Source organism: Lactobacillus sp. RTP31084st1_F9_RTP31084_210423 (genome assembly GCF_040919545.1).
GTDB classification, from domain to species: Bacteria; Bacillota; Bacilli; order Lactobacillales; family Lactobacillaceae; genus Lactobacillus; species Lactobacillus paragasseri.
Window position 1 is genome coordinate 850,352 of record NZ_JBCOVH010000001.1, and the last position, 24,447, is coordinate 874,798.

Below are 24,447 nucleotides of genomic sequence, written 5' to 3' on the forward strand. Positions count from 1 at the left end.
GGGCACACACAAAGAGCAGTTTAACGACATACTCAGGTCAAATCTTATTCATTTCTAAGCCTGTCATCTAAATCATCAGCATCAGTTGAAACGTAATTCGTTGTAGCTTTCTTCTCATCAAATGATAATTTAGGAGAAAGCAATGATGTTAACGTTCCTAAGCTAAGTATTTTAACACCAGATGCTTTCTTCCAACCTTGATAATCTAAACGTTTTTGATTAACGGACTTATTCCACTCACTGTAATTCATATCCTTAACATAAACGCTTTTACCTGTTTCAGGATCTCTACTCCAGCGAGTTTCAACATCTGGTAAGTCTTTATCATAAGGAACAGTCGTGCATCTACAATAAGGGTGAATCAAAGGATAGTTAATACCCTCTTTTTTATCTTTGACATTAAAAATTCGCTCATCTAAGTGGGCGCATTGGTCACAGGTGTGACTTTCTAATGTAGCTAAATATTGGTACTGTTCAATGTCACTGTCTTTATAGAACTGTGCTGTAGCTTCTTCGGCAGCGTGTCCCATCTCAGTGATAACTAGTCTATGTAAATCTCTTTCAGAAACCTTTTGGAATCTGTCTCGCATCATTCTAACTACTTTACTTGTAGAGTAACCAAACAATGTACCTCTTAGCAGTGCATCAGTTAACTCATCAGGAAGAATTTTAGTGTATTCTTTCCAAATTCGCTTGCTAAAATCGCTACCTTTCCAAGGGCTGTAAACAATATTTTCTAATTGCTGTTCGTTGAAATGATTTAGCTTGATATCCAGTTGACCAGTAGCTCGGTACTTATCATAAGCATGTAAGTAATAGCTATTCTGATACTGTTTGGCTAAACCTTTTTGCATTTTTAGTTGTTCAGCCATGCCATACTTTTTAGAAAACTCAACCATCTGGTCATGCAACTGTTGAAGTCTGTAAATACGGCTCTTGTAATATTCAGCGTTTAGCTCTTTATCATAACCACCAGCCTTAGCTTTACGTTCAAACTCTTCTAAGGTCATAGACCATTTAGTTGTGTTAATACTTCCTAAGACGCTAGCAGCTTGTTTTAAGCCGACATTATTCTCATTAGCATATCGCTGTAAGTAAACTAATGCTTCTTTTTCGAATTCATGCTCTAACCGTCTTAGTCTAACTTGCATAGCAGCTTCATAATCTGCTGACGCTTCAAGTTGCTTTTTCTTTTCAGCAATAGCACGTTGACGCCAGTAGTCACTACTCTTCATCGTCTACGCCTTTACCGTTTAACTCGTCAGCTTGTTTAGAATATGGATCATTTTCTTCTCTATCCTTGGCTAAGTCTTTCAGTTCTTGCTGCCAATCATCAACAATAGGATTAGCTTTAGCAACTGCTTCTTTTGAACTGTAATTGGCTACTGTAGAAACAATTTGAGCCTTAGTTAAGCTATCTTCTACCTTAGTTCTCGTCCAATGTTGCGATATATGGCGCTTGTCCGCATCTGAAAAGTTAAGGTAACGCATAATTGCACGAACCAACTCATTAATAGCATGTTCAAAGTAAGTTTGTGTTTTAGCAGCCTTTAATTCTAAGTGAGAATACAGCATTTTGATTGCTACACCACTTGCGTTGCTACTTTCAAAGTTAGCTGGATCAATTCCTTGACCAAACAAGAAAATGTTATCACGGGTTATCTTAAGTGCATCGTCACGGGCTTCAACAGGAATATCAATTTGTAGCTTGTCAACGCCACTATTATCCCCGTTACCTGTATTATTAATCTTAATAGACTTATATTTTCTTAAATCGTCCATAAATTGATGTAAGTCAGCACCGCCATAGTTGGTTAAGATAAGAATTACAGTTTGAACATCGTCTAGGTCATTGATAAATCCGTTGTAGATGTCATCGTAAGCATCAATCAAGCCCTTATACTTGTTAAGTTCAGGCAAGCGATATTTATTTTTAGGAAATTCGATAAAAGGAACACGTCCAAAGTTGTGCTTTAAGATGTTGGACTGTCCTGTTTCATAGCCAGCACTTAAGTCGTAAGAAGTAATGATGTTATACGGCTCAATCACTGTGCTGTCGGTTGTACTTGTCCTGAAGAATTGTGCTTCTTTATCCGTCCAGTATTCGTGAACTGTAAAGTACTTACCACTATCAGGATCTAACTGTTTATAGCTTCTTAGAATACCCAGCAACTTATTATCTAGCGTTGTTGCATAAATAGGTGTGATCTGGTCAGGTTGAATAATGCCATATCTGAAATTGTTATCTTCATCAATCCAGTAGTGCAGCCAAGCTCGGCCAGCATTTGAACTGTCTACTAATAAGCCGTTAAGCGTCAAAGCTCGATCATCGCCTAAGACGTCAATAATTTTCTTGTTGTCAGCATCTTTACCAACATCAATGTCAGGAAAAACAGAAGCAACATAGCCTGCTTCTTGGTCTACTAATAATTGATAAAAGCTTGATGGAATACGATTATCGGCACTTCTTAAAGGATCTTTCTTACCCTCCTTATTAAGCTTAGCTTTACCGTTGTTTCTGGTAGTAATATCGGTCTTATTTTCATAATAATTAACTGCTTGTTTGTAATTATTAATTAGATCATTTCTACTAGTAGAAGTATTTTGGATTAACTTCTTTAATGCGTCTAATTCCAAGGTATGAAACCTCCTTTCTTGTTTCTGCTATAAATTGCATATCTAATAGCGTCTAGCCGGTCATTGTGTCTTACATCATTTTCTTTAAGTGGAAGTCCTGTACTTTCGTCCCAAGCATATTGATATATCTCATCAAGTAAGCCACTTGACGCTGTATCAACCACATAAAATTTTTCCTCACGCATTTTCCTTGCTACGCATTCAATTCCGGGCAACACATTCTTATTTGCGTTGATGCAGTTAATGCCATTAGATTGAAACTCGTTCACGTTATCAGGTCTGGCACTATCAGCGTAGAAAATAAGATTGCGACCGAACCTTGTCTGTAAGTTCTGTGCAATCTTAACCCAGTAATTAATGAATTTATGCTTTTGTGTGTAATCTTCTAAGACGTAAGTATTACCGTTCTTATCATCGCCCAATAAGATAATCGGATTAGGGTGTTCATAACCCCAGTCAACGCCAACATAGTAATCTAAGCCATCTGGAACACGATCTCTCGGAATTACCATAGTGTCCTTATTAAAGTCTTGGTAAACAATTCCGTCACCTGTAACCCACTGACCTAAAATACCACGGTCATAAAACATTCCTCTTGGAGTAGCAGCCTTAATTGCCTCAACATAATTTTTAGAAAGAAATGTATTGTCATCTATTGTAAACGTAAATGACTTTATACGTGCTTTTTGATCATGATTATCAATGTAATCAGTTTTAAGCCAATGCGTCGGTATATCTGGGTTTGTATCGCAAATAATGCGTGCGCCTTCAATAGAGCAACGTTGCAAAATTTCTTGAAATACATCATGTGTAGCTAAACTAGCTTCATTTACATATGCCCCATAGCTTGTCATACCACGAATAGAACCAACACCACGGATTGAACCAGTATAAGATGGGACTATATCAATTCCAAATAAATGGTAATGACCATGTCGATCAGTTTTCATTGTGATACCAAAATACGACTCAATTGCACTGATAACGTTGGTATAAATTGAATTAGAACTATATCCTGCCAGTATGTACTGCGGATGTGGATCCTTTTTTTGAATTGATAGACGTGCTATTCTTTTAAGCTCCATAATGAACAAATAATTATTCATGATTGTCTTACCTGCACGAAAAGCACCAGTTAAAATGAGAAATTTCCAATCATCATGTAAATATGAATTCAGAACTTGTTGTTGCTTATTTGTTAAGATCTCGTCTATTCCCATCTTTATTCTCCTCTCCTACAAGTTTGTTAATCAATTCATCAAGTTGTTCATTGCTTTCGCTACCCAAACGTTCGGCTACCGTTGCTTTTGCTTCTGATATCCGAGTATCAGCAATTAATTTTTTAAGTTTTTGTTTTTCAACTGGATCAAATAATGGATATCGCTTCATGATTTCCTTCGAAGCCATAATTTTGTCTTTAAATGATGGTTTCTTTTTAATTACAATCACTTCATCAGCAGTAGACATTGGAACTTCTTCAACAACTTCGTCTCGAAGTACCTTGGTATAAAATTCTAATATCTCTTTGGCATCAGCAATTTTATGAGACTCAATTTCAGCCATTTTAGCGTCAATATAGGATTTAAGTTCAGGTTTATTCAGGTTTTCATTACCAATTGAATACGCTGTTCTTGGAGAATATCCCGCCTTAATTGCTGCATCTTTAGCATTTCCAGACTTAATGTACTCATCACAGAATAATCTCTGTTTAGCGGTTAACTTCCATTCCAAAACATTTCACCACCACCTTAATTTACGTAAAATAAAAAGCCAGCTTATGCTGACTTAAAAATCATAAATTTTCCAGACAAAACTTATATTGTTTATCGTAATCTTCAAATTCATCAATTATATTAATGCTAGATAATATCTCTCCATCTTTAGCTACTAAATTAATTAAAATATTTTGACCACCAATCCCAACCCTTTCTTTAGTTTTTTTGTCGTCAATATTTTTTTCGATTTTCATTAGTTCTTTGAATATATGAATTTTATTATTTGAATCGCTATTAAGCAAATAATCTATCGCTTCTTCACACTGAGGCTTTAATATCCAATTAGGATTTGAATAACTTGCGATCTCCTGAATACCAAATTTATTAGTGCTCCTAAGAGCATAAGCATGTGTATTCATATCTTCATCAAAGCCGAAGATATAAATTGTTGTGTCTGTATTTACTTTTTCAATATTATTTTTTAAAACATCTCGAATTATTAGACTAAATGTTTTAACTTCTTTCGATAAAATTGATCTAGATCTATCAAAAGCTAGTCTAATAATTGAAAAATCTCCAGTTCCACACAATATGCTTTGAGTAAAAGGATAATATTCAAATTTTTGAGTAAAGTAAGATGGAATAGTTTTTCCGTTGTTGTTTTTTCTCGATGCTAAAGTATCCATAGATAAAATAATACTATTAGGACTAATTTCAGCATTTAAAGCAGTCATAAAATCACCTCAATAACAATTATAAAAAAATCAATTTCGAAATAATAGGATTTATTCTTTGAGATGAATATAAATTTAAGCTAACTAAGTCCAACAATGGTAAATATTTTAGAACTACTGCTAAAAATTTCATAAAAGCCTTCATAAAAAAAGAGCTGGCCTTTCGACTAGTCATTATAAAATTAATTATTTTTCCCATCATTCGAATCATTTATCTCCGAAGGATATTCATAATTCATTTTTAATATCATTTCGCAAAACTTTATAATCTTTTGTGCATCTTCTTTAGTATTAACTTGTATTTCATGAGTTGCTTCGTTGCCGTATTTTCGAATTTGATCAACCCAATCATGACTTTTAACACTTACAAAATGATTCTCATTTAAATAATTTACATATTCAACAAATTTAAGATTATCTTTAGCCCCTAAATCTACAGCAACATGCATTAATAACTTTCTGCACAATAGAACTACTCCAGTAAAAGCATTTGCACCGTAACAACTTCTAGCTTCTTCATAAACATCGTTTACATCTTTAGGAACTCCACTAACTGCTACCCCATATCTATTTCCTGGTACTTGAATATCATCATAAATAAAAGTAGGCATATAACAATTAGTACATATATACACACCAATACTTTCTGTCGGATTTACTCTACCTTGATCTACAAGAGGCATTCCTTTATCACTAGAAACATACGCTCCACAGTAACCGCATGTAAAATTTTTGCTAATCATATTGTTTTTATTCCATCTTATATAACCATCAATAATATTATTTGTAAAAACATTCATTTTATTTAGCCTCCATTCGTTTCAAAAATAATTATAAAAAAGTCAAGCCTAATTAAAAGACTTGACTTTTTGAAACGAATGGAATTATTTAGTCCTAAAAAGGACTACAGCAACTGATGGAATCGAACCACCTTCTCAAGCACATTGTTTAACTGTACACGCTTTGTTCTCCCATTGAACTAAGTTGCTATAAAGATTAGCCTTAGTGGCTTAAAACTAAGCATTTCAAAACTAAAGCTAATCATAATTATGCTCTTAAAGGACATTCTTAAAGAATGCATGTATGCGCAGCTAACACAGAGCAATAGCCTAAATGTTAAATACATAAATATAGAGAGGAATTCTATTAATGCGGTGAATTAATTTTCATTAACTCACAATATATATTTAACCATACCTAAAGACTATTGAAGTACCATAATTATACCTTCAAAGTACCCTTACTTATATTTATGAAGATCAACAATAGGTTCACAGTTATTAAACCTTTGCCAGTAATCGAAGCTATCTGCAACCACAATTGGAACTTCTTTATAGCCCAATTTCTTAGCAGCCTTGTACCGTGTATGACCAGCTATGATTACCCCCCCCATTATCGACAACTATGGGCTGTTGCCAGCCAAATTCCTTAATAGAATTAGCTACAGCGTCAACTGCATCATCATTATTTCTAGGGTTGTTCTCATAAGGTTTAATCTTATTAATTGAAACTGTCTCAACTTTCATACTTAACTCCTATTCCTTGAAATAAACACTATAAAACAAAAAACGAGCTAATCTATAGGACTAGCTGGGCTCGAACCAACAATACACAGGATCAAAACCTGATGCCTTACCAATTTGGCTATAGTCCTAGAATGCTCTGTTAGGTACAGAGCTAAACCAGATGCAATTCTGTAAATTAAAATCAGACAAACAAAATATATTCGTGATCTGAATAATATTATTTTTACGCCTGCTTTCCGACAGGCAATGGGCAGGCGAGGAATTGAACCCCGCTACATAGTTGTGAAAGAAAATTCCTCTTTTCTTTCTAAATTCCAAATTGTGCCACTCTACCCACGGCAGTTGCTGCTGCGGGCCAGCCAACAACGCCCCAGCTCTTCCCACGCTCTCCTCGAAACCGTTGAGGGTCATGGCATAGGATCTCCCTAGGCAAACTATTATATACAATAATCAACAATGGACTACCGCCTAGGTTATCAAGCAAACAGGAGTCGAACCCGATTGCCTGTATCAAATAAAAAAAGTAAATAAGAAAAAGTAAAAAATAAAAGAATTGTAAGCCAAAACCAAAAAATTCATTTAGAGGAATGTTTATCGCCTGAGTTTAATCAGGCTATAACCGCCAGTCGGATCGAACAACTGCTAACGTCTACCAAGAACGGTTACTTTAATTCGTTACTTACCGAAACAAATTAAGATCTTCTGTATTAATTTCGAAAGGAGATTTTTTCGAACGTACCGCACGTTTCAAGGTGAAGTCGAAAGATCGTAACCACCACGTCTAATCTTTCGACAATAACAATTTATCATGAAACGTACGCAAGCAGTGCGCAAGGTTTACGCAAGCTTTACGCACGACTAATTTTTCCGGATCTTAATTTTATCCGGCCATACTGTTTTTACCTTTTGACTGAAAACTCTTAAGTCTGGTAAGTCTTCAACATCAAAATACTTCTTCCAGTACAGCCAACGGTCGGCAAATTCACATTGTGCGTTAATTTTCTTATTGTCGATTGACCGAGTAGATAAATTAACAGTCGCTGCTACATCAACAATTCTTAATTGATCTATGTATGTTCCAATTAAGATGCGTCTATAAGGTTTAAAGGCTGTATCCGTGCAATTGTCCATTGTTTTATAGATAGCTGCACAGACCTTCCTAGCAGGATCAACAATATCAATATCGTCTTGTGCTTCGTCAATGAAATTCTTCTCAACGCCATTCTTGTTCGTTGATCCAGGTGCAAATGATAATTGAGGGCTTGTAAGCTGATTACGGTGTAAGCCAGCTAAATTAAGATAGCTCTGAAAATTAATAGTCAGGAACTTATCCACCCTTTTAGCTGTAGCTTTTAAATTTGGCTGTAATCCTAAGTCAATCTGATACACACTTACACTCCCTCTCGTCTTCTAGTTGTTTAGTTACTTGCTTTATTCGCTGCAAACATATCAGTGAATATTCGGTCAGTGATCTCATAAGGATCTTCATCTTCGGGACAATGGTGCTTAGCATACTTCAAGATGTTCAAGTACATCATGACTGCTGTTTCATTGCCTACTTCTAAATCGTTCCTAGTTTCGTCCATCATTCGACCTCACTTTAATTTCATGCTCAATCAAAGGCAGCAGCTCCTCAGCTTTATCTTCGTCAATCATTTCTTCGATTGTTGGCTCTATAATATTTTCAAAATTCTTGATGTTTGATTTAAGCATTGATCTAAAATTCTTAAGTTGTTCTGTCTTAAAATCCTTATACGTATAAGGATTTACTTCATGCCCGTATAGTTGCATTGCTAGAACTCCTTGTCAGGTTCTGATAATGCTCTCTTCAACTCTTCATCAGTTATTTTTGTTTCTTCAGCTACTCTTAAGTCCCAGACACCATCGCCCATGTATGTCAAAATGTCATCATAACTGAAAGAACACATATAGCCGTATTTAGTATGAACTCCCCATACACAGTTAACTGCAAACTTTCTTGGATCAAATTTCAACAGACCGTTATCTTCTAAGAAACTTCTAGTATATGTGTCTTCAAAATCTTCTCTCGTTCCTCTAGCCCCAATCTTTAACTCAATTGCCATAGTTATCTCTCCATTTCTTGTAATACTCTTTAACTTCTTTATCGTAATTTACTGGCTCAAGTGAGCCGTCTTCTTGTACGTGGTACCATTTACCCTTTTGATACTTTAAATCGCTACTCATAGGCAAAATACCACAAATCCGACAGCTCCTAAACAGATCAACATCCCTGCTACAGTGATTAACTCGGCATTATACTTCATAGCTCTAAATCCTTGTTCAATTTAGACTTAACTAATACCATTGGTCCTTTATCAATTTCAGAGATTTCAATTTTTGCTACTGTCGATAGATCTACATACCCATATCCATGAATTCCGTTAAAAGTTAAAATATCGTTCTTTATTCCTCCTCCGTATTTATCTAACTTTTTTGCAATATGTTCCCACAGATGTTCTTTACTATTAGCAACTGCAATAGAATCAGTACAGCCATTCTTAAATATCAAATTGACAAAGCAAATTTGATCGCTTGCCTTAATCTTTTCCATTCTAATCACCCATATCTCTCTTAATTCTCACGTCAACTCTTGCACGCTCGGCATACCTTTTTTTGACTAACAAGGTTGTTACTTGCTTGTCATCGTGGTAAACGCCCCTCATAACTTCAACCATTTTGTGAAGTCGTTTATCACGTTTCATTTTTGGGTTCATTCCGTCCATGATGATCTTGCCGATGTTATCAGCATCAGGCTTCTTAGTTGGCAGTTCTTGGTTAGCTAAACATAAAGCCTTACGTTTCTTGCTTAAACTCTTAGGAACTTCAAAATACGCAATAATTTTAACGTCTAAAGGTTCATCTTTATCGAATATGCCTTTGAAACTGTTAATCGCTGTATACCTAACTAAATCCTCATATCGTGCCGTTTTAGATGGCGTGTAAGTTACCGTTCTAGTAACTCTCGGTCTTGCCTTACCAATCGGCGGTCCTTCAATCGTAAAGTTAACTCTCATATACTTAATTTCCTAAATTGTAATAATCCCATCAACTTCGTTTGTGCCTTCATCGTCTTCAAACGAAATTGTCAAGTTTAATCCGATTTTTTTCTGTAATTTCCGTAGATCATCAAGACTCATAAGTTCTATTCGGTACTCAAGTTCACGTGTTTTTTTATTCCTTTCCAAGATATTTAACCAGTATTCATTTAAATTTCCCTGTATATCAAAAGGTAAATCTTCTTCCAATTTAAAAATCATATTTACATCGCTCCTACTACCAAAATTACTATAGCTAGCAGAATTAAGAATGCTGCTGCAAAAATCCAATCTGACATGCTACTTATCCTCAATTAAACTTCGTAAGTAATAATTGCTTCATAGTTTGAATTATTTGATGTGTACTGAATATCTATAATCTTTCTATTGAGTTGATTAGAAAAACGTTCTATATCAAATTCAAACTCATAATTTTCGTATTTTGGTCTAGTAATAATCTTTGTTTTAATCATTCAGCTAATCTCCTCTAATTAATCCAGCTTCTTTGAGTAACTTATCTCTCCATTTTGTGTCTTTATTACAAAATGCTGTATCTTCATAATCTACTTCGTAACGATTTTTAGCCAAGTCATACGCAACTAATAATACTTCTTTAAAACCACACTTATCGCAAATAAATGGTACTTCAATATTATAATTTTCAAGATATTCTAAACTTTTTGATGTAGCCACATCATTTACACTATCTCCAATATAATTTTCAGTTTTACATTTAGGACATTTCCAATCTTCACCATTTAAAAACATTATTTTTTCTCCTCAGTTAAAATTTCATAGCTCCAACCAAAGTGTTCCAAAGCTACCTCTTTCACTTCTCGTTCAATCTCTTCCTCGGTGTAATCATCTGGCAATTCAATATCTTCGTAATTTTGTTCGCCTAATGCGTAGCAAAATCTGGATATTCCCAATAAACTCTAACTTTCATAGTTTCCTCCCGCACACTGGGCAATAGTTAATCTTAATTTTGTCTGCAAGTGCTCCGCTTTCATCGTCAACATCTATACAGAGTTCTCCACTCAATACATATATTGCTGCGTTAAATAAACTATCTTGTGATTCGTAGTTATATAGATACTTCTGAGGCACTTTTTCTTCTCGCTCTCCTGCCGATCCTGTATAGCAAGTATCCGTGTGGCAATACGGGCATTGTTGCTGTTTTTTACTCATTGTTAATCCTCCACAACTTTTTCCTGTAAAAATACAGCTACTATTTTTAAAATTTCGATATATAGTTTTAAATCATCAACACCGAATAGACAAGCAGCACTTTCGGTATTTACATACCATTGGTCAATTCCATCATGAGGAGGCATTATTTTTTAAATTTCCTCCTTATCATTTTCTTTGACAAGATATACAATAATTTCTCCCTGATATACTTGCTCCAGCTTTATGAGATCGCCATTAAATTCAACGCTTCCATCTTCGTTTTGACTTTCTTTAATCTCAAATTTAAATGATGATGTTGCCAAATTATTGAGCTTAGTTTCTAATTCACTAACTTCCATCGCTTAACCTCCAACTACTTCTCTAACCACGCCATGAAGCACCTTAGCAACCTCACTAGCTTCTTTCTTATCTATAAAGATTGACTGAACAAATCCAGCTGAACGTCCTGTCGTGTCTAAGATTTCAACCATGTACATATCAGGAACTGAGTACCAGCGATATTGTTTAGCATCTTCGATGATTTTCTCTAAATCGTGATTTTCTTCAAGCATTCTGTTCTCCTAGTTATTAACATCCATACCTAATAATTCAGCAATTTGTAAAAGAACATCATAATTTGCTTCTTTCAAATCTTTCACATTCATAGAATGCGACTTGCCATCTTCGGTTACCGTTACATTGTTCTTCAAATCGTTAATATCTAAAAGATAAGTCAAACCGGCTTTAATATTTTCAATTTCGTTCATCGTGCTAGTCCTTTCTAAACGTTTAACGTTGATACCATGACTTTTTGGTAAGTATCATCAAATTTTCCTCTTAGCGCTTTGTTAATAATGTGCTTCTGGCCTTTAGGTGTTACCCACGTTTGAGAATATCCTCTGCCATCTCTGGTCAAGTTATGAGTAATTCTAAATAGTCCTCTTTTAACCATCTGCGTCATTGGTACGTTCCAGCTATGATTAAAACTTGAAAGATATTTTTCTTCTCTAAGCAACTGGAATAGCTGATTTCTCCCAATTACAAAACCGTTTTGAGTTAGAATTTCAGCTAATTCGCCAACAGGGATTGCATGATGGCTATATCTAATAGCCTTGGCAAAAACCACATCATCAGCATCTTTAGCAATCTTAGCTGCTTGTCTAGCATTTGCTTCTTTTAGTTCTCTCTTTTCAGTTTCCAGCAACTTCACCCGATTGTTAGCGATAGTTAAGGCGCGTTGCATAATCATGTCCGGATTATTCCACTTCTTTTCAACTTCGATTAAGTATTCTCGATATTCCTTGCCCTTTGAGGTACGGCTCAAAAGACACAGCTGCTTAGCCATATCAATTGTGAGTGCATAGTCCTGAAGCTCAATGCTACCGCGGTTTTCTCTAGGTGTACTTATAAGTACACGTTGGAAATCACTATTTTCTTTAAAGTCATTGCTGTTCTGTTCCCACCAAGCGGAAAATCTTCGCTTGATACCTAGTCCTTTATATAGCTCTCTAGCACTAACTAGCTGTTGGTCATTCTTGACCGTTACTTTGATTAATTCATTATTCATCTTCATCGTCCTCATCTTCGCTTAATATGGTTTTTAAAATAGCAAACATAGCAACATCTTCCGGACTAACATTTAGTTCTTTATCAAGAAATGCAACCAACTTAAGACCAGCATTTTCAAGTTTTTGGTTTGCTTTGTCTGTTTCATCAGTTTTGTTAAATGCAACAGCATTAGCTATATCGTTAACTGTATCCAACAACAGCCCTACATTCTTCGGCTTCTTATCAGCTTTAGTGCCTAGATTTTCTACTTTTTGACTTGCAATAGCTTCTTGGGCTGCTCTAGTTCTAATTGCAAGAATATTAGCTGTCTTCTTCAAAATATCAAGGCAATCTTCTTTGGTGTATTCACCTGGGGCAAATGGTTCTGTATCAAACCCAACAAACCCTTCTTCACTTTCAATATTTGGAAAAGAACCAGCGAATGTTACACCACCAGGAAACTCTCCAAATTCATCCCACGAATCAAAAAATAATTCTTTGCCCATCTCAACGTGATTTCTCCAGCTAAATGGATCTTTATGCAAGATTTCAATATATCCCGTGTAATAGTGACCGAAAGGCATATCCATCTCTTTCACTACGGCAATTCTTCCGCATACTTCCTCTTTGTAAATAATGTTTTCCATTTTCTATTCCTCCGTAATGTCTGAATTAATTAGCAATTGACCAATTTTTGACCAGTTAAATTCTGGACGAGTTTGTGGGTATTCTTGACTAAGCATATCCGTGATACGTTCGTATGCTTCTTGTTCTTTATCGTTCAAATCGTTAATTTCGATATACTCGTCAACATATCCTTGCAAGTAAGGTACTAAAACTCTAAAGAAATCAGCCAGCTTTTGCCACGTTTCTAGTTTTGGCTCACGCTTCCCCCGTTCATACTGGCTAATAGTTATGTATGACATATTTATTTTTTCGCTCATATCTCTTAATGATAAGCCTTTAGCTTGTCTTAATTCTTTAATTCTGTTTTGCATGGTGGTTACCTCCCGTACTCTCTAAAAATTGCGTCACGTTCTTCTCGTGATATATGCGATACTGGATTTTGTTTCTGAATTTGCTGTTGAACCTGTCCCCAATCAGTAGCCCTTCGAACTGACTTATTTCCAAAATTCCTTCGTGGAATAGGTCCTGTGTCTGGCTGATTTAGATATGCTTCAAACTTAGTCCCGAAAAGTGTTTCTGGTCTTAAGTACTGAACCATGTTGCCATCTTGTAGCCATTCAGCACACTTCTTGTCGATAACTGTCTTAAAGTCAATATCAATAAAGCCCTCGTTGTATCTAGCTTTAATTAGTCGCCTTGTAGCTTTAGAAGTTGGTCGATAATGTGAATTAGTCTTTCTGTTTAGGTAGTCAATAATTTTTTCGTAAGGTATTTTTTGAGATTTTTGTTTTGGTTCGGAGTCGACGTTCTCTGAACTCGACAATTTATTTATATTATTATCTTTACTTAACTTATCTTTACTTAACTTATCTTCGGTATACACGTTGTCATCATCTTGTATACAAGTTGTATCCAAACTGTTTACATCTTGTTCTTTTTTAGTATCCATGTTGCTATCATCTTGCTTACTTTTTGTATCCTGAATAATCGGGGATCTTGTAACAAGGCGGTATTGCTGGGTTTCAGTGACTTCTAATTTCTTCTTGTCTTCCTTATAAACTGTTTCATGATAACGATCTTTAGGAATATAGTTGTGAATGAACCAATCTTTAATTGCAATTGCTCCGTCTTCAAACACAAACAAATATCCTTTTTCAATTAAGAGTTTCAAATCATCTTGATGTGCTCCAATTGATCTTGTGATAGTTTTAGGATTTCCGAGAAAACCATCATCATCTGCGTGCATTAATAAGTGGAAGTATAAGTTTTGCGAAGTAGCAGGCATATCTAAGAAGTTATCTGTATCAACTACTTTGCTACTTATCATTCTTCTACCCATTTCTATCTCCTCTCTTAAGAAATTGCTTCTTCAATTGCTTTTTCAACTTCGGGATCTTTGGCATAGTCAGGAATACTATTAGATTGTTCTATTTTGGCTTTAGCTTGTTTCTTTTGGTTAGCAGCTATAGCCATTTCAGTGAACTGTCTTACTGCTTCCCCGTCAGCCGAATTTTCCTTTAGCTTTTCGTGCCACCACTCAATCGGAACACTTGTCTTAGCGTCAAGTCCCATCTTCTTTTGTTTGTCACACTCGGTGTAGATGGTAACTAAGAACTTCTTTTCTCCGTTGTAGTCAGCTTGATACCCGTACAGTTGATCTTTAGTCATTTTCTTTGGCTTTCTAGGTGCTGCTTGTCGCCTTACTGGTTTTTGTGTAGGCTTAGGGGCTGTCTGTTTCTGTTGAGGTTGTTCAGGCAAGTCTTCTCCTGCATAAACATCTAAGCCTAAACCTGCGAATGCTAATGCTTTAACCAAGCAACGCATTTGTGTTTTGTTAATCTCAAAATATGTAGGATTAGCAATTACTTTATTTTTGTAATCCATGACGTAAAGCTTTGAAGTGTAATTTTGACCTTCAATAGTTACTGTTACTTCTACTTCAGTTCCTGCTATGGTTTGTCGGTAATCCAACTTTCTACCAGTTGCTAGCCAACCATCTTTGGTAAAAATATATTCGGGAAATTCTTTAATTTGATATGTAGCATCAGGATATAAGCTTTTAACTAAGCCCCAAGCCTTAGCCCAACTTAGATAATTTAGCTTGCCTTTCTTTTCTAAAAGTGGTTTAACGTCAACCTTTGCTAAGGTTTCATATACTGATTTTTTCTTGTCGGTCATAGTGGTTACTCCTTAGGTTTCTGTGATAATGCTTGCTTCATCACGTCTTGACGTGCGTCTTCTGCAATTTCTCGTAAGTAATTGATCTCTGCTCCTAACGTTCCTCCGGGAAAACTATCGTCAATTTTTGGTTTCAACTTATTGATCCAGTTAATACCTTGTTGATATGATCCTTGAGTTAAGGCTTCGGCAGCTATCTTCTTCCTCCAATCGCTCGCTTCTTTTTCCAACTTGTATTGCCAAGTCATGTACTCTTTTTCAAATTCGGCATGTTTAGAGGTCATCAGTAGTTACCCTCCAGTCCATCGAAGAAATCTAAGACATCGTCTTTCCAAATATCATCGTATTGGTCAACAGTGGCTAAGTATTCGATCAATTCTTTCTTGTCCCAGCCTGTACGACTGATATAGTTATCAATTCCTAGGCTGAAAATTTGAGTAGTAACAAAATGCTTGAAGTTTAAATAGTCGCAATCACTGTCGCCAATAGTTACTAAGTTCCAGCCTTCAAATGCTGAACTAATGCCTTGATCTGCTAGCCTCCTTTGTTCTTCTTTCAAACGCTGCTCTCTAAAAGTTGCAGCCTGTGCGGGTGTCATGATCTCAATCATTGTGGTATAATCTCCTTTAGAAATTTGATTTTTTTATATTATTTTCTTAGTCGTCACTGATGCCAGTCGGTAACGGCTTTTTTTGTTGCATTAAAGCAATTTGGAATTGTTTTTCGTACTCATCATTTGTAATGGGTGCTTTGCCCTGTTTTGCAAAAAATGCGTTGCTATTGCTGATTAGCCTTGCTTCTAATGTCATCTTTTCCACCTCCTTAAAGAAATACTCTCCAGAAGTAATAGCCCAACATAGTGATACATATAACCCCTGCTGCAATTACTTCTGAACACACAATTGCAACTAGCCAATCTGTTTTCTTACGCTTCATTCCAGCGATCTCCAATCGTTACTAAATCTGTAAGTGCTGCGTTGATTTGCTCCTGTTGTTCCTTAGTGCCAACCTTTTTAAACATATCGGCTAACTGAATAACACTTTCTAAGGTGTTACCTAGATAGGCAATTTCAGCCGATCCATCTTTGTTAACAACAATCTGTTCATCTTTGATGCCAATCTGATATTCAGCATCTTTCTTCCACTCGAATACGCCTCTTGATACCAATTGTCTAATTACATCGCCCGTTGTAACCTTTATCATTTTTCTACCTCCCAAAATCTTTCTTAATACTTGCGTTCCAATCAATGCGGTGGTAATTTTCTTCAATCCACTTTTTAGCGTCTTTTCTAAAAATGATTGTTTTTTTGCCGTTGTGTGGGTTAACTACAAAACCATCATTTTCGAAATCAACTTCCGGGAACTCGTCAAATATGAAAACTCTGACCCATTCCCTGCCCTTACCTCCGCAGTACTTTTTTCGGAACTCATCAATATTGATTGTTGCGCCCTCTGCCTCTTCCTTTTCCTTATCAAATAAAGCTTTGATAATCGGTTTAAAGATAACTATGAGAGCATCTTTATTAATTAGCTCAGGCATTTAATCACCTACCTTGTTATCACTATTTGTTTCTATTTTTGTGGCGGTTTTATAAACTTTAGTAGTAATTAAATTTAAAAAAATATCCTGCCCCTTGATATTAAATAATTTTGCCATAGCTTTAATATACTTGGGCTTTGGAACTGCTTCTCCTCTCTCCCACCTTGAAACTGTAACATTAGTAACGCCTAATCGCTTTGCTAATTCAGCTTGCGTAAGCCCAGCTCCAACTCGTAAGCTTTTAAGTTCCCGCTTCATTTTATCAACTCCTTTATCAACTTACATATATATTATATACACTAGAGTTTATAATGTAAACACTTTTTACTACTTTTTTTACTTTTTAAGTTAAAAATATGTATAAAGTATTATAATTTAAGTACAATAGTTGATAAACGGAGGTTGAAGAGCATGATTGGCGATAGAATACGTGAGTTGAGGACATCTCATAGGCTCTCACAAACAGAACTAAGCAAATTATTACATGTATCTCAACAAACTATTACTAAATGGGAAAATGGGAAAGCTGAGCCTTCAAGCGGTGCTTTAGCTAAACTAGCTGAATACTTTGATGTGTCAGCTGATTATTTATTGGGTTCAGACAAAACTAGTGAGCCTAAATCCGTTGACCTAGAAAAAGACCCTGTCGTTCTTAGCTATGGTGGACGCCCTGTGTCAGATGAAGACATGGACGTTATCAAGGCTATCCTTGAAAGACATAAGAATGACGGAGAACCCCATTACGAGTAATGCCTATGTATAACAATGATTTATTACTTTATATATGTCACTTAATCGAAGATCAAGGTCTGGGTGTCATACTATCCCGCGTAGAAAACAGGCATTTTCCCTCTAGGTATCTCCCCAAACAGAAAACTATCATTATTAACACAAATTGGTGGAATCCGCCAGAAGTCCCATTTATGGCAGCGCATGAATTAGGGCATCACATGAATGGCGATAAAGGTGTAATGTACTATGCCCATGATTATGACTGGCAAGAACATGATGCCTTTAATAGAAACGATGACGCATTCAAGGAAGATCAAGCTGATCTGTATGGCTTAAATCTTATTTGGGACTATGCTTCTTCCCAAGGTTATACTTGCGAAGATCCTGGAGAGTTTATGTTGCATTTTGGCATTCCTGAAAGATTGAAAAAAGTTGTTGCTAAAAAGTTTGAGAGCAACAACGATCTACTATTTTAATAGTCCAATTCTGATGACTTTAAAAGCTGACTGTTAAGGTATAGCTCATAGGAGGATATTATGAAAAAGAAATATTTAGTTGCTGCTACTGGACTTGCCCTACTCGGCTTGTCTTTATCAGCTTGTTCTTCAAATAGCAGTAGTAAGGGAAACTCTGAAAAGACTACTGAACAATCTAAGAAAAAGAACGAAGTTATCTCTCAAAACAAGGAACTAAGGGAAAAGTTCGATCAAATTAAAGTTGGTAACTTCTTATCTCAAGGAGAAGGTGGATCAACCACTGATGAAGTAAAACAATTGCTCGGTAATCCTACTTCTTCTACCACTACCTCATCTAATGGCGTTAAGGTTAAGCAACTCACTTGGACTAAAGGCGCTGTGACAGTAGCAATTCAAACCTTAGACTCAAACAAGGTTGTTTCAAAAGAAATTACTGGTTTCAAATGGGGCAAGCGTGATGAAAAAATTACTTTAGGTGAATTTAACAACATTGCTGATGGTTCTACTTACCAAGATATCGTAAACAAGTATGGCGAACCTGACGGATTACATGAAGCCAATGTTGCAGGAACTAAAATCACTAATGCTGTGTGGCTAACAGGTATTAAGGGCGACGATGGAGCTAGTGCTACCTTATCATTTGAAAACGATAAATTGACTACTAAATCTCAAACTAAACTTAAATAGCAATATGACCAGTTAACGCTGGTTTTATTTTTACGGTTCAGCAGAACTGATGTTCTAAAGGAGGCGACAAAAATGTTAACCAATCGGGAAAAACTTAGAAGATTAGGAATTTTCGCTTGGGATCCCTATGGAGAAGAGAAAGATATTTGTGATGAAGACTTTGAAAAAATAGTCGAGATACTAGGAAAAAAAGATAAAGAAAAGGAATAGTATGGGAGTTTATCAAGATAAAAAATCAAAAAAGTGGTATGTAAAACGCTCTTGGTATGATATTGATGGTAAACGGCATTATCTAACTAGACGGGGCTTTAAAACAAAACGTGAAGCTGAAAAAGCGGATAATAAGCTTGCAGTAGAAATAGATGATGGCATAGATGTTACAGAAAACCCCATTTTTGCAAATTATTATGATGATTGGGTTAAGACCTATAAGAAAGGCAATGTCGCCCCTAATACCCTTATTGAATACAGTCTTGAAGGAAAAAGAATAAGGACGTTATTAGGAGCTACCAAAATTAAAAATATAAATCGCTCCAAATATCAAAAAGTTATTAATGAGTTTGGAAAAGATCACGCCAAAAACACAGTAAAAAAATTGCATAGAGCTATCCGCACTTGCGTTAAGTCAGCCATTCAAGATGGAATTATTACAAGAGACTTTACTGAGAATATCCAGTTAGCATTTAATAAAGATCATGATTTAAAAGTAGATTATCTTGAATATGATGAAATAAAATTACTACTAAATCATCTCTATAACGCTGCTAATCCTAATTTTCCAGGTAGCTATATGATTTTACTAGGATTGACCACTGGACTTAGAGAAAGCGAAATGGCTGGGCTTAAATGGGAGGATTTAGACTTTGAAGATAATACTATTAAAGTTCGCCGTTCTTGGGTTTATTCTCAAAAAGAATATGGTCCAACTAAAAATGAGTCTTCTGTTCGTCCAATTGGAGTTCCAGATTTTATAATGAAAAAAATCAAAGAACTAAAGATAAATGATCCAGAAAAAGTTTTTTGGTCAAAAGCACGGAATGGCTTCCCTAATTCAAAGAGTTTAAATCGAACTTTACGAGATAACTTGGCTGAATTAAAAATTAAACGAGAAGGATACCATATACACTCACTTCGACATTCTCAAGTTGCAATTTTACTAAGTGCTGACGTAAGCACCTATGACATTGCTCAAAGATTAGGACATGCAACCACTAAAACTACAGAGGAAATATATGCAGAAACATTTGAAAAGCATCGCCAAAAGATTGACTTTAAAGTTAATTCAGTCTTTAACAATCTTAAGAAAAATGCTTAAAAAATACGCTGGGGGTCATTTGGGGGTCAAATAAAAAAATGCACAAAAAAGACGCCCCTTACGGAGCGTCTTATCAGTGATTTGGGTGAGATTCGAACTCACGACCCACGGTTTAGAAGACCGTTGCTCTATCCAGCTGAGCTACCAAACCAGTTCCTTAACAGAACATATTCTAGTATAGGGAAAAGGAAGTTGGATGTCAATTATTTTTTGAAGAAATTTATTTAAATTGATTTTTCAACTCCAAGCCTGCATGCAGCAGATTATCAGTGGTAAAAGATTAGATATGCTATGACTCAAAATTGCCATTTTTATATCATCCGTCTTCTGGTAAACATATCCAAAAGCTACTCCGGATAAAAATCTATTCAAAAATGACCAATTCAGAGTTACATTATGAGCACCAGCAAAAATAATTGCCGTCAAAATAATCGCTATCCATGGATTTAACCTTTTGAAAATACCTTTTTGAATTCCAGCTTGAAATAATAATTCTTCTAAAGTGGGACCGATTAAAGTTAGGGATAAGATTAAAGGTACAGCTAATCCAGTTTTCAATGTTTCTGTAAATACATCCGGTTTGGCATTAACAAAGACAGAAAACATTGTTAATAACTGAAGAATAAAACAAAATACACCGGCTCCTAATGATAAAATCAGATTTTTTCGACTTAATTTTTTTGAAAAATCCAATTTATTATTTAGCCATTTACAAACATACCATTCCATAATAAATGTGATAATTGTAAAGATAATTATCATAAATATATTATGAAACATATTCACATGCTTAAAAGCTTCAATAAATTGTTGCTGACTATCGATTGACTATACAGGTGTACTTTCCAAAATTGGCACTTGCATAAAAGCAAAAATAAGAAATAGGCAAATGGCGATCCCTAACCATTTGAATACACACTTAATTATTTTCATCAAATTTCTCCTCAACTTAATCTTTGCTTTTATTATAGTGCTATTTTAAATCAGCTTATAGTGCTTACAGGCATTATAGATTCCATCTTCATTAATATCGCTAGTCACATAATCAGCAATCTGTTTCACCTGCTCTTCTCCATTGCCCATAGCAATACCAAGTTGAACAGCCTTTAGCATGTTTAAATCATTCTCGCCATCGCCAAAAGCCATGGCATCTGTTAAAGTTTGTCCCTGCAATTTAAGATACTTCTCAACGCCAGCTAGTTTACCACCATCTTTTGAAATAATGTCGACTGCATACTCATTCCACCAACTTAACTTGCAATTTGGAAGATTATCGACTAATTTCTTTAAGTCATCGCGCTTTCCATATGCAATAAATTGATAGACCTTTTCACCGTGATATTTACCAACTGGTGCAACTTTACTAGAAACAGCTTTTTGAGCAGCAACTACTTGATCTGTCACAAAATTAATGTATGGTCCTTCTTTACCAATCGTAGTAATCGGGACAGCCTCCTCTTTAATTAATTCAATCATCTTTTCAGTATCTTTTTCATCAATTGGATTACCAAAAAGTTCATTACCATTTTCATCTAGACAGAGTTGCCCATTCATCGTCAAATAACCATCAAACTTTATATCTTTAACGGGTAATTTTTTTAATTGGCTCATATCACGCCCAGTAGCTAACACAAGCTCGATTCCATTTTCACGTAAAAGCTTAAGTGCCTTTCTAGTACTTTTAGGCACACTATCTGTTTTATGCGAAACTAATGTTCCGTCAACATCAAAAAAGATTGTTTTTATCAAATTAAGTCACTCCTATTTTATAAATTATATCAAAAATGCGCTTTCAAAACTGAAAGCGCATCTTTTTTATTTATTTAATCTTTATTTTTAAGCAACTGCTTTAGCAATTGCAGCATTAACAGCAGCTTGTTCTTTCTTAACTAAGTTGACCTTAGTTTCGATTACTTTAGTATCCATCTTAATCTCACGAGTTAATCCTGGAGTATTGATCTTTGGTTCAAAGAAGTCTTTGAATTGTTTCAATCTTTCTTCAGTATGGAAAATATTTGCTGTCACAGTAATGAAAGTAGCAAATTCCATATCACCACCAACAGTTGCTTCAAGCCATGGCCACTCTAATCTAATCCAATTCCAAGCTTGTTCTTGACCAAATGGGTTAGCTAAAACATTGCGGTACCAAGCACGTAGGTCTTGTGGTTTAACAACTTGTGCATTTTCAAAATCATCAACAATTGCGTCAATAATTTCAGGCATTTTAGTTGAAGTAATACCAGCACATAAGTCTTGTTTGAGACTAGCGTCAGAAGTTTCTTGGTACTTCTTAAGCAACTTATCAAACAAGGTCATATTACCAAAGTTTTTAACTTCGTTAACTAAAACAGCACTTCTGATATCAGCTGAAATACCCTCTAAGTTATCGGAGTTTTCTGAATAAATAGCGTGAAGACCATTAATAGTATCATCATTATCAGCATATAGAGAAGCTGAAACAACGTATGGTCTAGTTAAGTTATCATCGTTAGACTCGCCTACCTTAGGAAGTAAGCCTAAACGCTTAACTTGTTTTTTAGAAAGCAAATCATAGAGTTTCTTCAATTGCTTTTCTTCATCTGAACCAGGTGTTACAAAATTACGTAAAGTAGCCATAATTCTGTACAAGGCATTATTAACAATTGGTGAAGTTGAATCTGCAAACTTAGGAAGAAGTGGCACAATATCTGCATAAGACATTTGACCACCTTCAGCTAACAATCTGAAGTCTTGGAGCAATTGTAACTTATCAACTGCGTCTAACTCATCAACATGACTTAAGATATCATCAAGAAGTGTTTGATCATACTTAACAATAAAGTCAGAATTATTACCAACATTTAAGCGGAAAGGAGTACCGTTATTAGCAAGTAAATCTTTGTAGTCACCAACAACTAATTCTTCATCCTTCATAATCTTAGGTACAGCTGCATAATTAGCATTTAATGGAATTTGCCACTTACGGCAAACTTCTTTACCTTCACCAATAAAGAATTGTTTTTGAGTTAAGACTAACTTGCCATCTTCAACTTTGGCATTAACGACTGGATAACCTGGTTGCTCTAACCAAGAATGCATAATCGCACCAATATCTAAGCCACTTGCTTTACCAAGTGCATTCCATAAATCGTCACCTGTGGCATTACTATATTTATGAGCTGCAAAGTAATTCTTCAATCCTTCACGAAGTGCTTTATCACCTAATAAAGCACGTACCATGACTAACATTCTTGAACCCTTAGCATAGACAATAGCTGAATCAAACAAAGCATCAATTTCAGCTGGGTCATTTACCATAACGTGAACTGATTGCACACCATCAGTAGCATCCCTTTGAAGAGCGGCAGGAACTTCAGAAGTTTGGAACATTTCCCAAATCTTCCAATTTGGCTCTAAGGCATCAATTGCTACATATTCCATCATGTTAGCAAAGCTTTCGTTAAGCCATAAGTTGTCCCACCACTTCATAGTTACTAAATCACCAAACCATTGGTGAGCTAATTCGTGAGCAATAACAGTTGCAACCAATTGCTTCATATCTAGTGAAGTATTATCAGGGTCAAGCAATAAATATGCTTCACGGTAAGTTACACAGCCCCAGTTTTCCATTGCACCTGCTGAAAAGTCAGGAAGTGCTACTTGGTATGAATGCTCTAATGGATATGGAGTTTCATAGAAATCTTCATAAAATTCAATTGAACGCTTAGCAATATCCAAAGCGAAATCTAATTCTTTTGCTTTATGTGCCTTTGTTGCAAATACACCAATTTCAACACCAGACTTAGTCTTAGTCAATTTCTTTTGCATATCGCCAAAGACAAAGGCAACTAAATAGCTAGACATACGTACAGTTGGCTTAAAGTAGTGAACCCCATCTTTAAATTTCTCTTCTGGTTGGTTAGAAATAATTGTTTCACCAGGCTTCTCATCAAACTTAATTGCAAGCGCAAAAGTAGCTTTAGCTTCTGGTTCGTCAACACATGGGAAGGCTTGACGAGCAAAAGTAGTTTCAAATTGAGTACCAACTAATTGCTTCTTTTCGCCATCCACTTCATAGTAAGAAGGATAAATACCCATCATTGAATCAGTTAACCTGCCTTCAAAGTCAACCTCAATTTTCATCTTACCAACTTTGCCAGCCTTAATATTAACGACTTCTTCTTTATCGTTATAATCAAAATCAGCTTTCTTTTGATCTACTCTAACTGAGGTAATCTTTAAGTACTTTTGATTTAATTTAACTAATTCTTCTTGAGCATCCCCAACTACAATAGTTTTACCGTGGAAGCTCTTTTTTTCACGGCTAATATCTAAATAGATATCATAATGATCTGGGTGAAAAGTTTCATAAAAACGTTTAACTTCTGCCATATTTTGACCTCCAATATTTACAGCTTCTCAAGTATTTATTATAAGAAATAAAAATCTTACTTACCAGTTTTTGAATTAAAAATAATTTAGTTATATTCATTAAAATCTAAAAAATATCTTTAAATCTTAATTTG

At 35.4% G+C, this 24,447-nt stretch carries 42 protein-coding genes, 2 tRNA genes and 1 pseudogene; 5 read left to right on the forward strand and 40 right to left on the reverse strand.

Annotated elements, in window-relative coordinates; translation table 11 throughout:
* Positions 1-44: 44 nt before the first annotated feature.
* The 36 genes and pseudogenes from AB5359_RS04235 to AB5359_RS04410 form a co-directional block, all read right to left on the reverse strand.
* Complete coding sequence (locus tag AB5359_RS04235) at positions 45-1,235, reverse strand: minor capsid protein (protein WP_260677232.1); 1,191 nt, start codon at positions 1,233-1,235, stop codon at positions 45-47.
* Positions 1,225-2,637 carry a phage portal protein gene (locus AB5359_RS04240; RefSeq protein ID WP_368280036.1) on the reverse strand — a complete coding sequence of 471 codons (1,413 nt, stop codon included), beginning with the start codon at positions 2,635-2,637 and terminating at the stop codon, positions 1,225-1,227. The genes AB5359_RS04235 and AB5359_RS04240 overlap by 11 nt, the downstream gene beginning before the upstream one ends.
* Positions 2,628-3,857: a PBSX family phage terminase large subunit gene (locus AB5359_RS04245; protein WP_368280035.1), complete on the reverse strand. Its 1,230-nt coding sequence runs from the start codon at positions 3,855-3,857 to the stop codon at positions 2,628-2,630. Before AB5359_RS04245 ends, AB5359_RS04240 begins: the two co-directional genes overlap by 10 nt.
* Positions 3,829-4,368, reverse strand: a complete 540-nt coding sequence (locus tag AB5359_RS04250) for a terminase small subunit (RefSeq protein WP_368280034.1) — start codon at positions 4,366-4,368, stop codon at positions 3,829-3,831. Before AB5359_RS04250 ends, AB5359_RS04245 begins: the two co-directional genes overlap by 29 nt.
* A gap of 61 nt (positions 4,369-4,429) precedes the next feature.
* Entirely contained in the window at positions 4,430-5,086 is a 657-nt protein-coding gene (locus AB5359_RS04255) for a hypothetical protein (protein WP_003648517.1), read from the reverse strand.
* A 182-nt stretch (positions 5,087-5,268) separates the two neighbouring features.
* Positions 5,269-5,886: a DUF4145 domain-containing protein gene (locus tag AB5359_RS04260; protein ID WP_003648039.1), complete on the reverse strand. Its 618-nt coding sequence runs from the start codon at positions 5,884-5,886 to the stop codon at positions 5,269-5,271.
* Between the two features lie 440 nt (positions 5,887-6,326).
* A pseudogene (locus AB5359_RS04265) lies at positions 6,327-6,612 on the reverse strand (ParB N-terminal domain-containing protein).
* Positions 6,613-6,667: 55 nt separating this feature from the next.
* Positions 6,668-6,740 (reverse strand) — tRNA-Gln (locus AB5359_RS04270).
* On the reverse strand, positions 6,739-7,023 hold the full coding sequence (locus tag AB5359_RS04275) for a hypothetical protein (protein WP_015981461.1): 285 nt from the start codon (positions 7,021-7,023) through the stop codon (positions 6,739-6,741). The genes AB5359_RS04270 and AB5359_RS04275 overlap by 2 nt, the downstream gene beginning before the upstream one ends.
* Before the next feature lie 447 nt (positions 7,024-7,470).
* On the reverse strand, positions 7,471-8,001 hold the full coding sequence (locus AB5359_RS04280; protein ID WP_368280033.1) for a hypothetical protein: 531 nt from the start codon (positions 7,999-8,001) through the stop codon (positions 7,471-7,473).
* Between the two features lie 29 nt (positions 8,002-8,030).
* The gene (locus tag AB5359_RS04285) at positions 8,031-8,198 is read right to left on the reverse strand and encodes a hypothetical protein (RefSeq protein ID WP_003648036.1); all 168 of its coding nucleotides are present in this window, start codon (positions 8,196-8,198) and stop codon (positions 8,031-8,033) included.
* Positions 8,185-8,403: a hypothetical protein gene (locus AB5359_RS04290; RefSeq protein WP_011678823.1), complete on the reverse strand. Its 219-nt coding sequence runs from the start codon at positions 8,401-8,403 to the stop codon at positions 8,185-8,187. The genes AB5359_RS04285 and AB5359_RS04290 overlap by 14 nt, the downstream gene beginning before the upstream one ends.
* Before the next feature lie 2 nt (positions 8,404-8,405).
* The gene (locus AB5359_RS04295; RefSeq protein WP_102695652.1) at positions 8,406-8,696 is read right to left on the reverse strand and encodes a hypothetical protein; all 291 of its coding nucleotides are present in this window, start codon (positions 8,694-8,696) and stop codon (positions 8,406-8,408) included.
* On the reverse strand, positions 8,686-8,817 hold the full coding sequence (locus tag AB5359_RS04300; RefSeq protein ID WP_269260149.1) for a hypothetical protein: 132 nt from the start codon (positions 8,815-8,817) through the stop codon (positions 8,686-8,688). Before AB5359_RS04300 ends, AB5359_RS04295 begins: the two co-directional genes overlap by 11 nt.
* A gap of 76 nt (positions 8,818-8,893) precedes the next feature.
* Positions 8,894-9,184, reverse strand: a complete 291-nt coding sequence (locus AB5359_RS04305) for a hypothetical protein (protein ID WP_015981457.1) — start codon at positions 9,182-9,184, stop codon at positions 8,894-8,896.
* 1 nt (position 9,185) lies between these two features.
* Positions 9,186-9,647 carry a RusA family crossover junction endodeoxyribonuclease gene (locus AB5359_RS04310; protein ID WP_368280032.1) on the reverse strand — a complete coding sequence of 154 codons (462 nt, stop codon included), beginning with the start codon at positions 9,645-9,647 and terminating at the stop codon, positions 9,186-9,188.
* A gap of 12 nt (positions 9,648-9,659) precedes the next feature.
* On the reverse strand, positions 9,660-9,890 hold the full coding sequence (locus AB5359_RS04315) for a hypothetical protein (RefSeq protein ID WP_319499000.1): 231 nt from the start codon (positions 9,888-9,890) through the stop codon (positions 9,660-9,662).
* 92 nt (positions 9,891-9,982) lie between these two features.
* Positions 9,983-10,141, reverse strand: coding sequence for a hypothetical protein (locus AB5359_RS04320; RefSeq protein WP_207991548.1), 159 nt, complete (start codon positions 10,139-10,141; stop codon positions 9,983-9,985).
* A 4-nt stretch (positions 10,142-10,145) separates the two neighbouring features.
* Positions 10,146-10,436, reverse strand: coding sequence for a hypothetical protein (locus AB5359_RS04325; RefSeq protein WP_368280031.1), 291 nt, complete (start codon positions 10,434-10,436; stop codon positions 10,146-10,148).
* Complete coding sequence (locus AB5359_RS04330; RefSeq protein ID WP_186277792.1) at positions 10,436-10,597, reverse strand: hypothetical protein; 162 nt, start codon at positions 10,595-10,597, stop codon at positions 10,436-10,438. The genes AB5359_RS04325 and AB5359_RS04330 overlap by 1 nt, the downstream gene beginning before the upstream one ends.
* 13 nt (positions 10,598-10,610) lie before the next feature.
* On the reverse strand, positions 10,611-10,856 hold the full coding sequence (locus AB5359_RS04335; RefSeq protein ID WP_207991546.1) for a hypothetical protein: 246 nt from the start codon (positions 10,854-10,856) through the stop codon (positions 10,611-10,613).
* A gap of 2 nt (positions 10,857-10,858) precedes the next feature.
* Positions 10,859-11,002: a hypothetical protein gene (locus tag AB5359_RS04340; protein ID WP_368280030.1), complete on the reverse strand. Its 144-nt coding sequence runs from the start codon at positions 11,000-11,002 to the stop codon at positions 10,859-10,861.
* A gap of 6 nt (positions 11,003-11,008) precedes the next feature.
* A complete protein-coding gene (locus AB5359_RS04345; protein ID WP_368280028.1) occupies positions 11,009-11,197 on the reverse strand; it encodes a hypothetical protein in 189 nt (62 codons plus the stop codon).
* 3 nt (positions 11,198-11,200) lie between these two features.
* Positions 11,201-11,410, reverse strand: a complete 210-nt coding sequence (locus AB5359_RS04350; RefSeq protein WP_015981452.1) for a hypothetical protein — start codon at positions 11,408-11,410, stop codon at positions 11,201-11,203.
* Between the two features lie 9 nt (positions 11,411-11,419).
* Complete coding sequence (locus AB5359_RS04355; RefSeq protein WP_003654242.1) at positions 11,420-11,605, reverse strand: hypothetical protein; 186 nt, start codon at positions 11,603-11,605, stop codon at positions 11,420-11,422.
* Positions 11,606-11,619: 14 nt separating this feature from the next.
* Positions 11,620-12,405: an antA/AntB antirepressor family protein gene (locus AB5359_RS04360; protein WP_368280027.1), complete on the reverse strand. Its 786-nt coding sequence runs from the start codon at positions 12,403-12,405 to the stop codon at positions 11,620-11,622.
* Entirely contained in the window at positions 12,398-13,033 is a 636-nt protein-coding gene (locus tag AB5359_RS04365; RefSeq protein ID WP_270229618.1) for a hypothetical protein, read from the reverse strand. Before AB5359_RS04365 ends, AB5359_RS04360 begins: the two co-directional genes overlap by 8 nt.
* A 3-nt stretch (positions 13,034-13,036) precedes the next feature.
* Entirely contained in the window at positions 13,037-13,384 is a 348-nt protein-coding gene (locus AB5359_RS04370; protein WP_368280026.1) for a helix-turn-helix domain-containing protein, read from the reverse strand.
* Positions 13,385-13,389: 5 nt separating this feature from the next.
* Positions 13,390-14,352: a conserved phage C-terminal domain-containing protein gene (locus tag AB5359_RS04375; protein WP_368280024.1), complete on the reverse strand. Its 963-nt coding sequence runs from the start codon at positions 14,350-14,352 to the stop codon at positions 13,390-13,392.
* Between the two features lie 14 nt (positions 14,353-14,366).
* On the reverse strand, positions 14,367-15,191 hold the full coding sequence (locus AB5359_RS04380) for a DUF1071 domain-containing protein (RefSeq protein WP_368280023.1): 825 nt from the start codon (positions 15,189-15,191) through the stop codon (positions 14,367-14,369).
* Between the two features lie 5 nt (positions 15,192-15,196).
* Positions 15,197-15,475, reverse strand: a complete 279-nt coding sequence (locus AB5359_RS04385; protein ID WP_003648022.1) for a hypothetical protein — start codon at positions 15,473-15,475, stop codon at positions 15,197-15,199.
* Complete coding sequence (locus AB5359_RS04390) at positions 15,475-15,801, reverse strand: hypothetical protein (RefSeq protein WP_003654231.1); 327 nt, start codon at positions 15,799-15,801, stop codon at positions 15,475-15,477. The genes AB5359_RS04385 and AB5359_RS04390 overlap by 1 nt, the downstream gene beginning before the upstream one ends.
* A 46-nt stretch (positions 15,802-15,847) precedes the next feature.
* On the reverse strand, positions 15,848-16,000 hold the full coding sequence (locus tag AB5359_RS04395; protein WP_347106943.1) for a hypothetical protein: 153 nt from the start codon (positions 15,998-16,000) through the stop codon (positions 15,848-15,850).
* Between the two features lie 116 nt (positions 16,001-16,116).
* Positions 16,117-16,395 (reverse strand): hypothetical protein, encoded by a 279-nt coding sequence (locus AB5359_RS04400; protein WP_025012262.1) that lies wholly within the window; start codon positions 16,393-16,395, stop codon positions 16,117-16,119.
* A gap of 4 nt (positions 16,396-16,399) precedes the next feature.
* Complete coding sequence (locus tag AB5359_RS04405) at positions 16,400-16,732, reverse strand: DUF771 domain-containing protein (protein ID WP_368280022.1); 333 nt, start codon at positions 16,730-16,732, stop codon at positions 16,400-16,402.
* Positions 16,733-16,990, reverse strand: coding sequence for a helix-turn-helix transcriptional regulator (locus tag AB5359_RS04410; RefSeq protein ID WP_020807694.1), 258 nt, complete (start codon positions 16,988-16,990; stop codon positions 16,733-16,735).
* 153 nt (positions 16,991-17,143) lie between these two features.
* On the opposite strand from AB5359_RS04410, the gene AB5359_RS04415 reads away from it, so the two are divergent.
* The 5 genes from AB5359_RS04415 to AB5359_RS04435 all read left to right on the forward strand — a co-directional run bounded on the left by AB5359_RS04415 (position 17,144) and on the right by AB5359_RS04435 (position 19,942).
* Positions 17,144-17,482, forward strand: coding sequence for a helix-turn-helix domain-containing protein (locus tag AB5359_RS04415; protein WP_003648015.1), 339 nt, complete (start codon positions 17,144-17,146; stop codon positions 17,480-17,482).
* A gap of 173 nt (positions 17,483-17,655) precedes the next feature.
* Complete coding sequence (locus tag AB5359_RS04420) at positions 17,656-17,940, forward strand: toxin-antitoxin system toxin subunit (protein WP_329513409.1); 285 nt, start codon at positions 17,656-17,658, stop codon at positions 17,938-17,940.
* Between the two features lie 60 nt (positions 17,941-18,000).
* A complete protein-coding gene (locus tag AB5359_RS04425; protein WP_020807696.1) occupies positions 18,001-18,627 on the forward strand; it encodes a DUF3862 domain-containing protein in 627 nt (208 codons plus the stop codon).
* Between the two features lie 72 nt (positions 18,628-18,699).
* Positions 18,700-18,837, forward strand: coding sequence for a hypothetical protein (locus AB5359_RS04430; protein ID WP_003648012.1), 138 nt, complete (start codon positions 18,700-18,702; stop codon positions 18,835-18,837).
* A 1-nt stretch (position 18,838) separates the two neighbouring features.
* Positions 18,839-19,942 (forward strand): tyrosine-type recombinase/integrase, encoded by a 1,104-nt coding sequence (locus AB5359_RS04435; protein ID WP_368280020.1) that lies wholly within the window; start codon positions 18,839-18,841, stop codon positions 19,940-19,942.
* Between the two features lie 77 nt (positions 19,943-20,019).
* Here AB5359_RS04435 and AB5359_RS04440 read toward each other — a convergent pair.
* From AB5359_RS04440 to AB5359_RS04455, 4 genes are all read right to left on the reverse strand, one after another.
* Positions 20,020-20,093 (reverse strand) — tRNA-Arg (locus tag AB5359_RS04440).
* Between the two features lie 86 nt (positions 20,094-20,179).
* Entirely contained in the window at positions 20,180-20,704 is a 525-nt protein-coding gene (locus AB5359_RS04445; protein ID WP_368287195.1) for a lysostaphin resistance A-like protein, read from the reverse strand.
* Between the two features lie 216 nt (positions 20,705-20,920).
* Positions 20,921-21,691: a Cof-type HAD-IIB family hydrolase gene (locus AB5359_RS04450; protein WP_048684819.1), complete on the reverse strand. Its 771-nt coding sequence runs from the start codon at positions 21,689-21,691 to the stop codon at positions 20,921-20,923.
* A gap of 87 nt (positions 21,692-21,778) precedes the next feature.
* The gene (locus AB5359_RS04455; protein WP_368280019.1) at positions 21,779-24,313 is read right to left on the reverse strand and encodes a M1 family metallopeptidase; all 2,535 of its coding nucleotides are present in this window, start codon (positions 24,311-24,313) and stop codon (positions 21,779-21,781) included.
* Between the last annotated feature and the right edge of the window lie 134 nt (positions 24,314-24,447).

Excerpts from the sequence above, each read along its gene's own strand:
- AB5359_RS04315 (WP_319499000.1), bottom strand. The coding sequence starts at position 9,890 with ATGATTTTTAAATTGGAAGAAGATTTACCTTTTGATATACAGGGAAAT.
- AB5359_RS04360 (WP_368280027.1), bottom strand. The coding sequence starts at position 12,405 with ATGAATAATGAATTAATCAAAGTAACGGTCAAGAATGACCAACAGCTA.
- AB5359_RS04290 (WP_011678823.1), bottom strand. The coding sequence starts at position 8,403 with ATGCAACTATACGGGCATGAAGTAAATCCTTATACGTATAAGGATTTT.
- AB5359_RS04455 (WP_368280019.1), bottom strand. The coding sequence starts at position 24,313 with ATGGCAGAAGTTAAACGTTTTTATGAAACTTTTCACCCAGATCATTAT.
- AB5359_RS04405 (WP_368280022.1), bottom strand. The coding sequence starts at position 16,732 with ATGCCTGAGCTAATTAATAAAGATGCTCTCATAGTTATCTTTAAACCG.
- AB5359_RS04300 (WP_269260149.1), bottom strand. The coding sequence starts at position 8,817 with ATGAGTAGCGATTTAAAGTATCAAAAGGGTAAATGGTACCACGTACAA.
- AB5359_RS04385 (WP_003648022.1), bottom strand. The coding sequence starts at position 15,475 with ATGACCTCTAAACATGCCGAATTTGAAAAAGAGTACATGACTTGGCAA.
- AB5359_RS04350 (WP_015981452.1), bottom strand. The coding sequence starts at position 11,410 with ATGCTTGAAGAAAATCACGATTTAGAGAAAATCATCGAAGATGCTAAA.
- AB5359_RS04295 (WP_102695652.1), bottom strand. The coding sequence starts at position 8,696 with ATGGCAATTGAGTTAAAGATTGGGGCTAGAGGAACGAGAGAAGATTTT.
- AB5359_RS04260 (WP_003648039.1), bottom strand. The coding sequence starts at position 5,886 with ATGAATGTTTTTACAAATAATATTATTGATGGTTATATAAGATGGAAT.
- AB5359_RS04355 (WP_003654242.1), bottom strand. The coding sequence starts at position 11,605 with ATGAACGAAATTGAAAATATTAAAGCCGGTTTGACTTATCTTTTAGAT.
- AB5359_RS04320 (WP_207991548.1), bottom strand. The coding sequence starts at position 10,141 with ATGATTAAAACAAAGATTATTACTAGACCAAAATACGAAAATTATGAG.
- AB5359_RS04390 (WP_003654231.1), bottom strand. The coding sequence starts at position 15,801 with ATGATTGAGATCATGACACCCGCACAGGCTGCAACTTTTAGAGAGCAG.
- AB5359_RS04340 (WP_368280030.1), bottom strand. The coding sequence starts at position 11,002 with ATGCCTCCTCATGATGGAATTGACCAATGGTATGTAAATACCGAAAGT.
- AB5359_RS04275 (WP_015981461.1), bottom strand. The coding sequence starts at position 7,023 with ATGACCCTCAACGGTTTCGAGGAGAGCGTGGGAAGAGCTGGGGCGTTG.
- AB5359_RS04335 (WP_207991546.1), bottom strand. The coding sequence starts at position 10,856 with ATGAGTAAAAAACAGCAACAATGCCCGTATTGCCACACGGATACTTGC.
- AB5359_RS04400 (WP_025012262.1), bottom strand. The coding sequence starts at position 16,395 with ATGATAAAGGTTACAACGGGCGATGTAATTAGACAATTGGTATCAAGA.
- AB5359_RS04435 (WP_368280020.1), top strand. The coding sequence starts at position 18,839 with ATGGGAGTTTATCAAGATAAAAAATCAAAAAAGTGGTATGTAAAACGC.
- AB5359_RS04345 (WP_368280028.1), bottom strand. The coding sequence starts at position 11,197 with ATGGAAGTTAGTGAATTAGAAACTAAGCTCAATAATTTGGCAACATCA.
- AB5359_RS04310 (WP_368280032.1), bottom strand. The coding sequence starts at position 9,647 with ATGAGAGTTAACTTTACGATTGAAGGACCGCCGATTGGTAAGGCAAGA.
- AB5359_RS04370 (WP_368280026.1), bottom strand. The coding sequence starts at position 13,384 with ATGCAAAACAGAATTAAAGAATTAAGACAAGCTAAAGGCTTATCATTA.
- AB5359_RS04305 (WP_015981457.1), bottom strand. The coding sequence starts at position 9,184 with ATGGAAAAGATTAAGGCAAGCGATCAAATTTGCTTTGTCAATTTGATA.
- AB5359_RS04325 (WP_368280031.1), bottom strand. The coding sequence starts at position 10,436 with ATGTTTTTAAATGGTGAAGATTGGAAATGTCCTAAATGTAAAACTGAA.
- AB5359_RS04395 (WP_347106943.1), bottom strand. The coding sequence starts at position 16,000 with ATGACATTAGAAGCAAGGCTAATCAGCAATAGCAACGCATTTTTTGCA.
- AB5359_RS04255 (WP_003648517.1), bottom strand. The coding sequence starts at position 5,086 with ATGACTGCTTTAAATGCTGAAATTAGTCCTAATAGTATTATTTTATCT.
- AB5359_RS04430 (WP_003648012.1), top strand. The coding sequence starts at position 18,700 with ATGTTAACCAATCGGGAAAAACTTAGAAGATTAGGAATTTTCGCTTGG.
- AB5359_RS04420 (WP_329513409.1), top strand. The coding sequence starts at position 17,656 with ATGGCAGCGCATGAATTAGGGCATCACATGAATGGCGATAAAGGTGTA.
- AB5359_RS04365 (WP_270229618.1), bottom strand. The coding sequence starts at position 13,033 with ATGGAAAACATTATTTACAAAGAGGAAGTATGCGGAAGAATTGCCGTA.
- AB5359_RS04410 (WP_020807694.1), bottom strand. The coding sequence starts at position 16,990 with ATGAAGCGGGAACTTAAAAGCTTACGAGTTGGAGCTGGGCTTACGCAA.
- AB5359_RS04375 (WP_368280024.1), bottom strand. The coding sequence starts at position 14,352 with ATGGGTAGAAGAATGATAAGTAGCAAAGTAGTTGATACAGATAACTTC.
- AB5359_RS04235 (WP_260677232.1), bottom strand. The coding sequence starts at position 1,235 with ATGAAGAGTAGTGACTACTGGCGTCAACGTGCTATTGCTGAAAAGAAA.
- AB5359_RS04415 (WP_003648015.1), top strand. The coding sequence starts at position 17,144 with ATGATTGGCGATAGAATACGTGAGTTGAGGACATCTCATAGGCTCTCA.
- AB5359_RS04245 (WP_368280035.1), bottom strand. The coding sequence starts at position 3,857 with ATGGGAATAGACGAGATCTTAACAAATAAGCAACAACAAGTTCTGAAT.
- AB5359_RS04425 (WP_020807696.1), top strand. The coding sequence starts at position 18,001 with ATGAAAAAGAAATATTTAGTTGCTGCTACTGGACTTGCCCTACTCGGC.
- AB5359_RS04380 (WP_368280023.1), bottom strand. The coding sequence starts at position 15,191 with ATGACCGACAAGAAAAAATCAGTATATGAAACCTTAGCAAAGGTTGAC.
- AB5359_RS04445 (WP_368287195.1), bottom strand. The coding sequence starts at position 20,704 with ATGATAATTATCTTTACAATTATCACATTTATTATGGAATGGTATGTT.
- AB5359_RS04285 (WP_003648036.1), bottom strand. The coding sequence starts at position 8,198 with ATGGACGAAACTAGGAACGATTTAGAAGTAGGCAATGAAACAGCAGTC.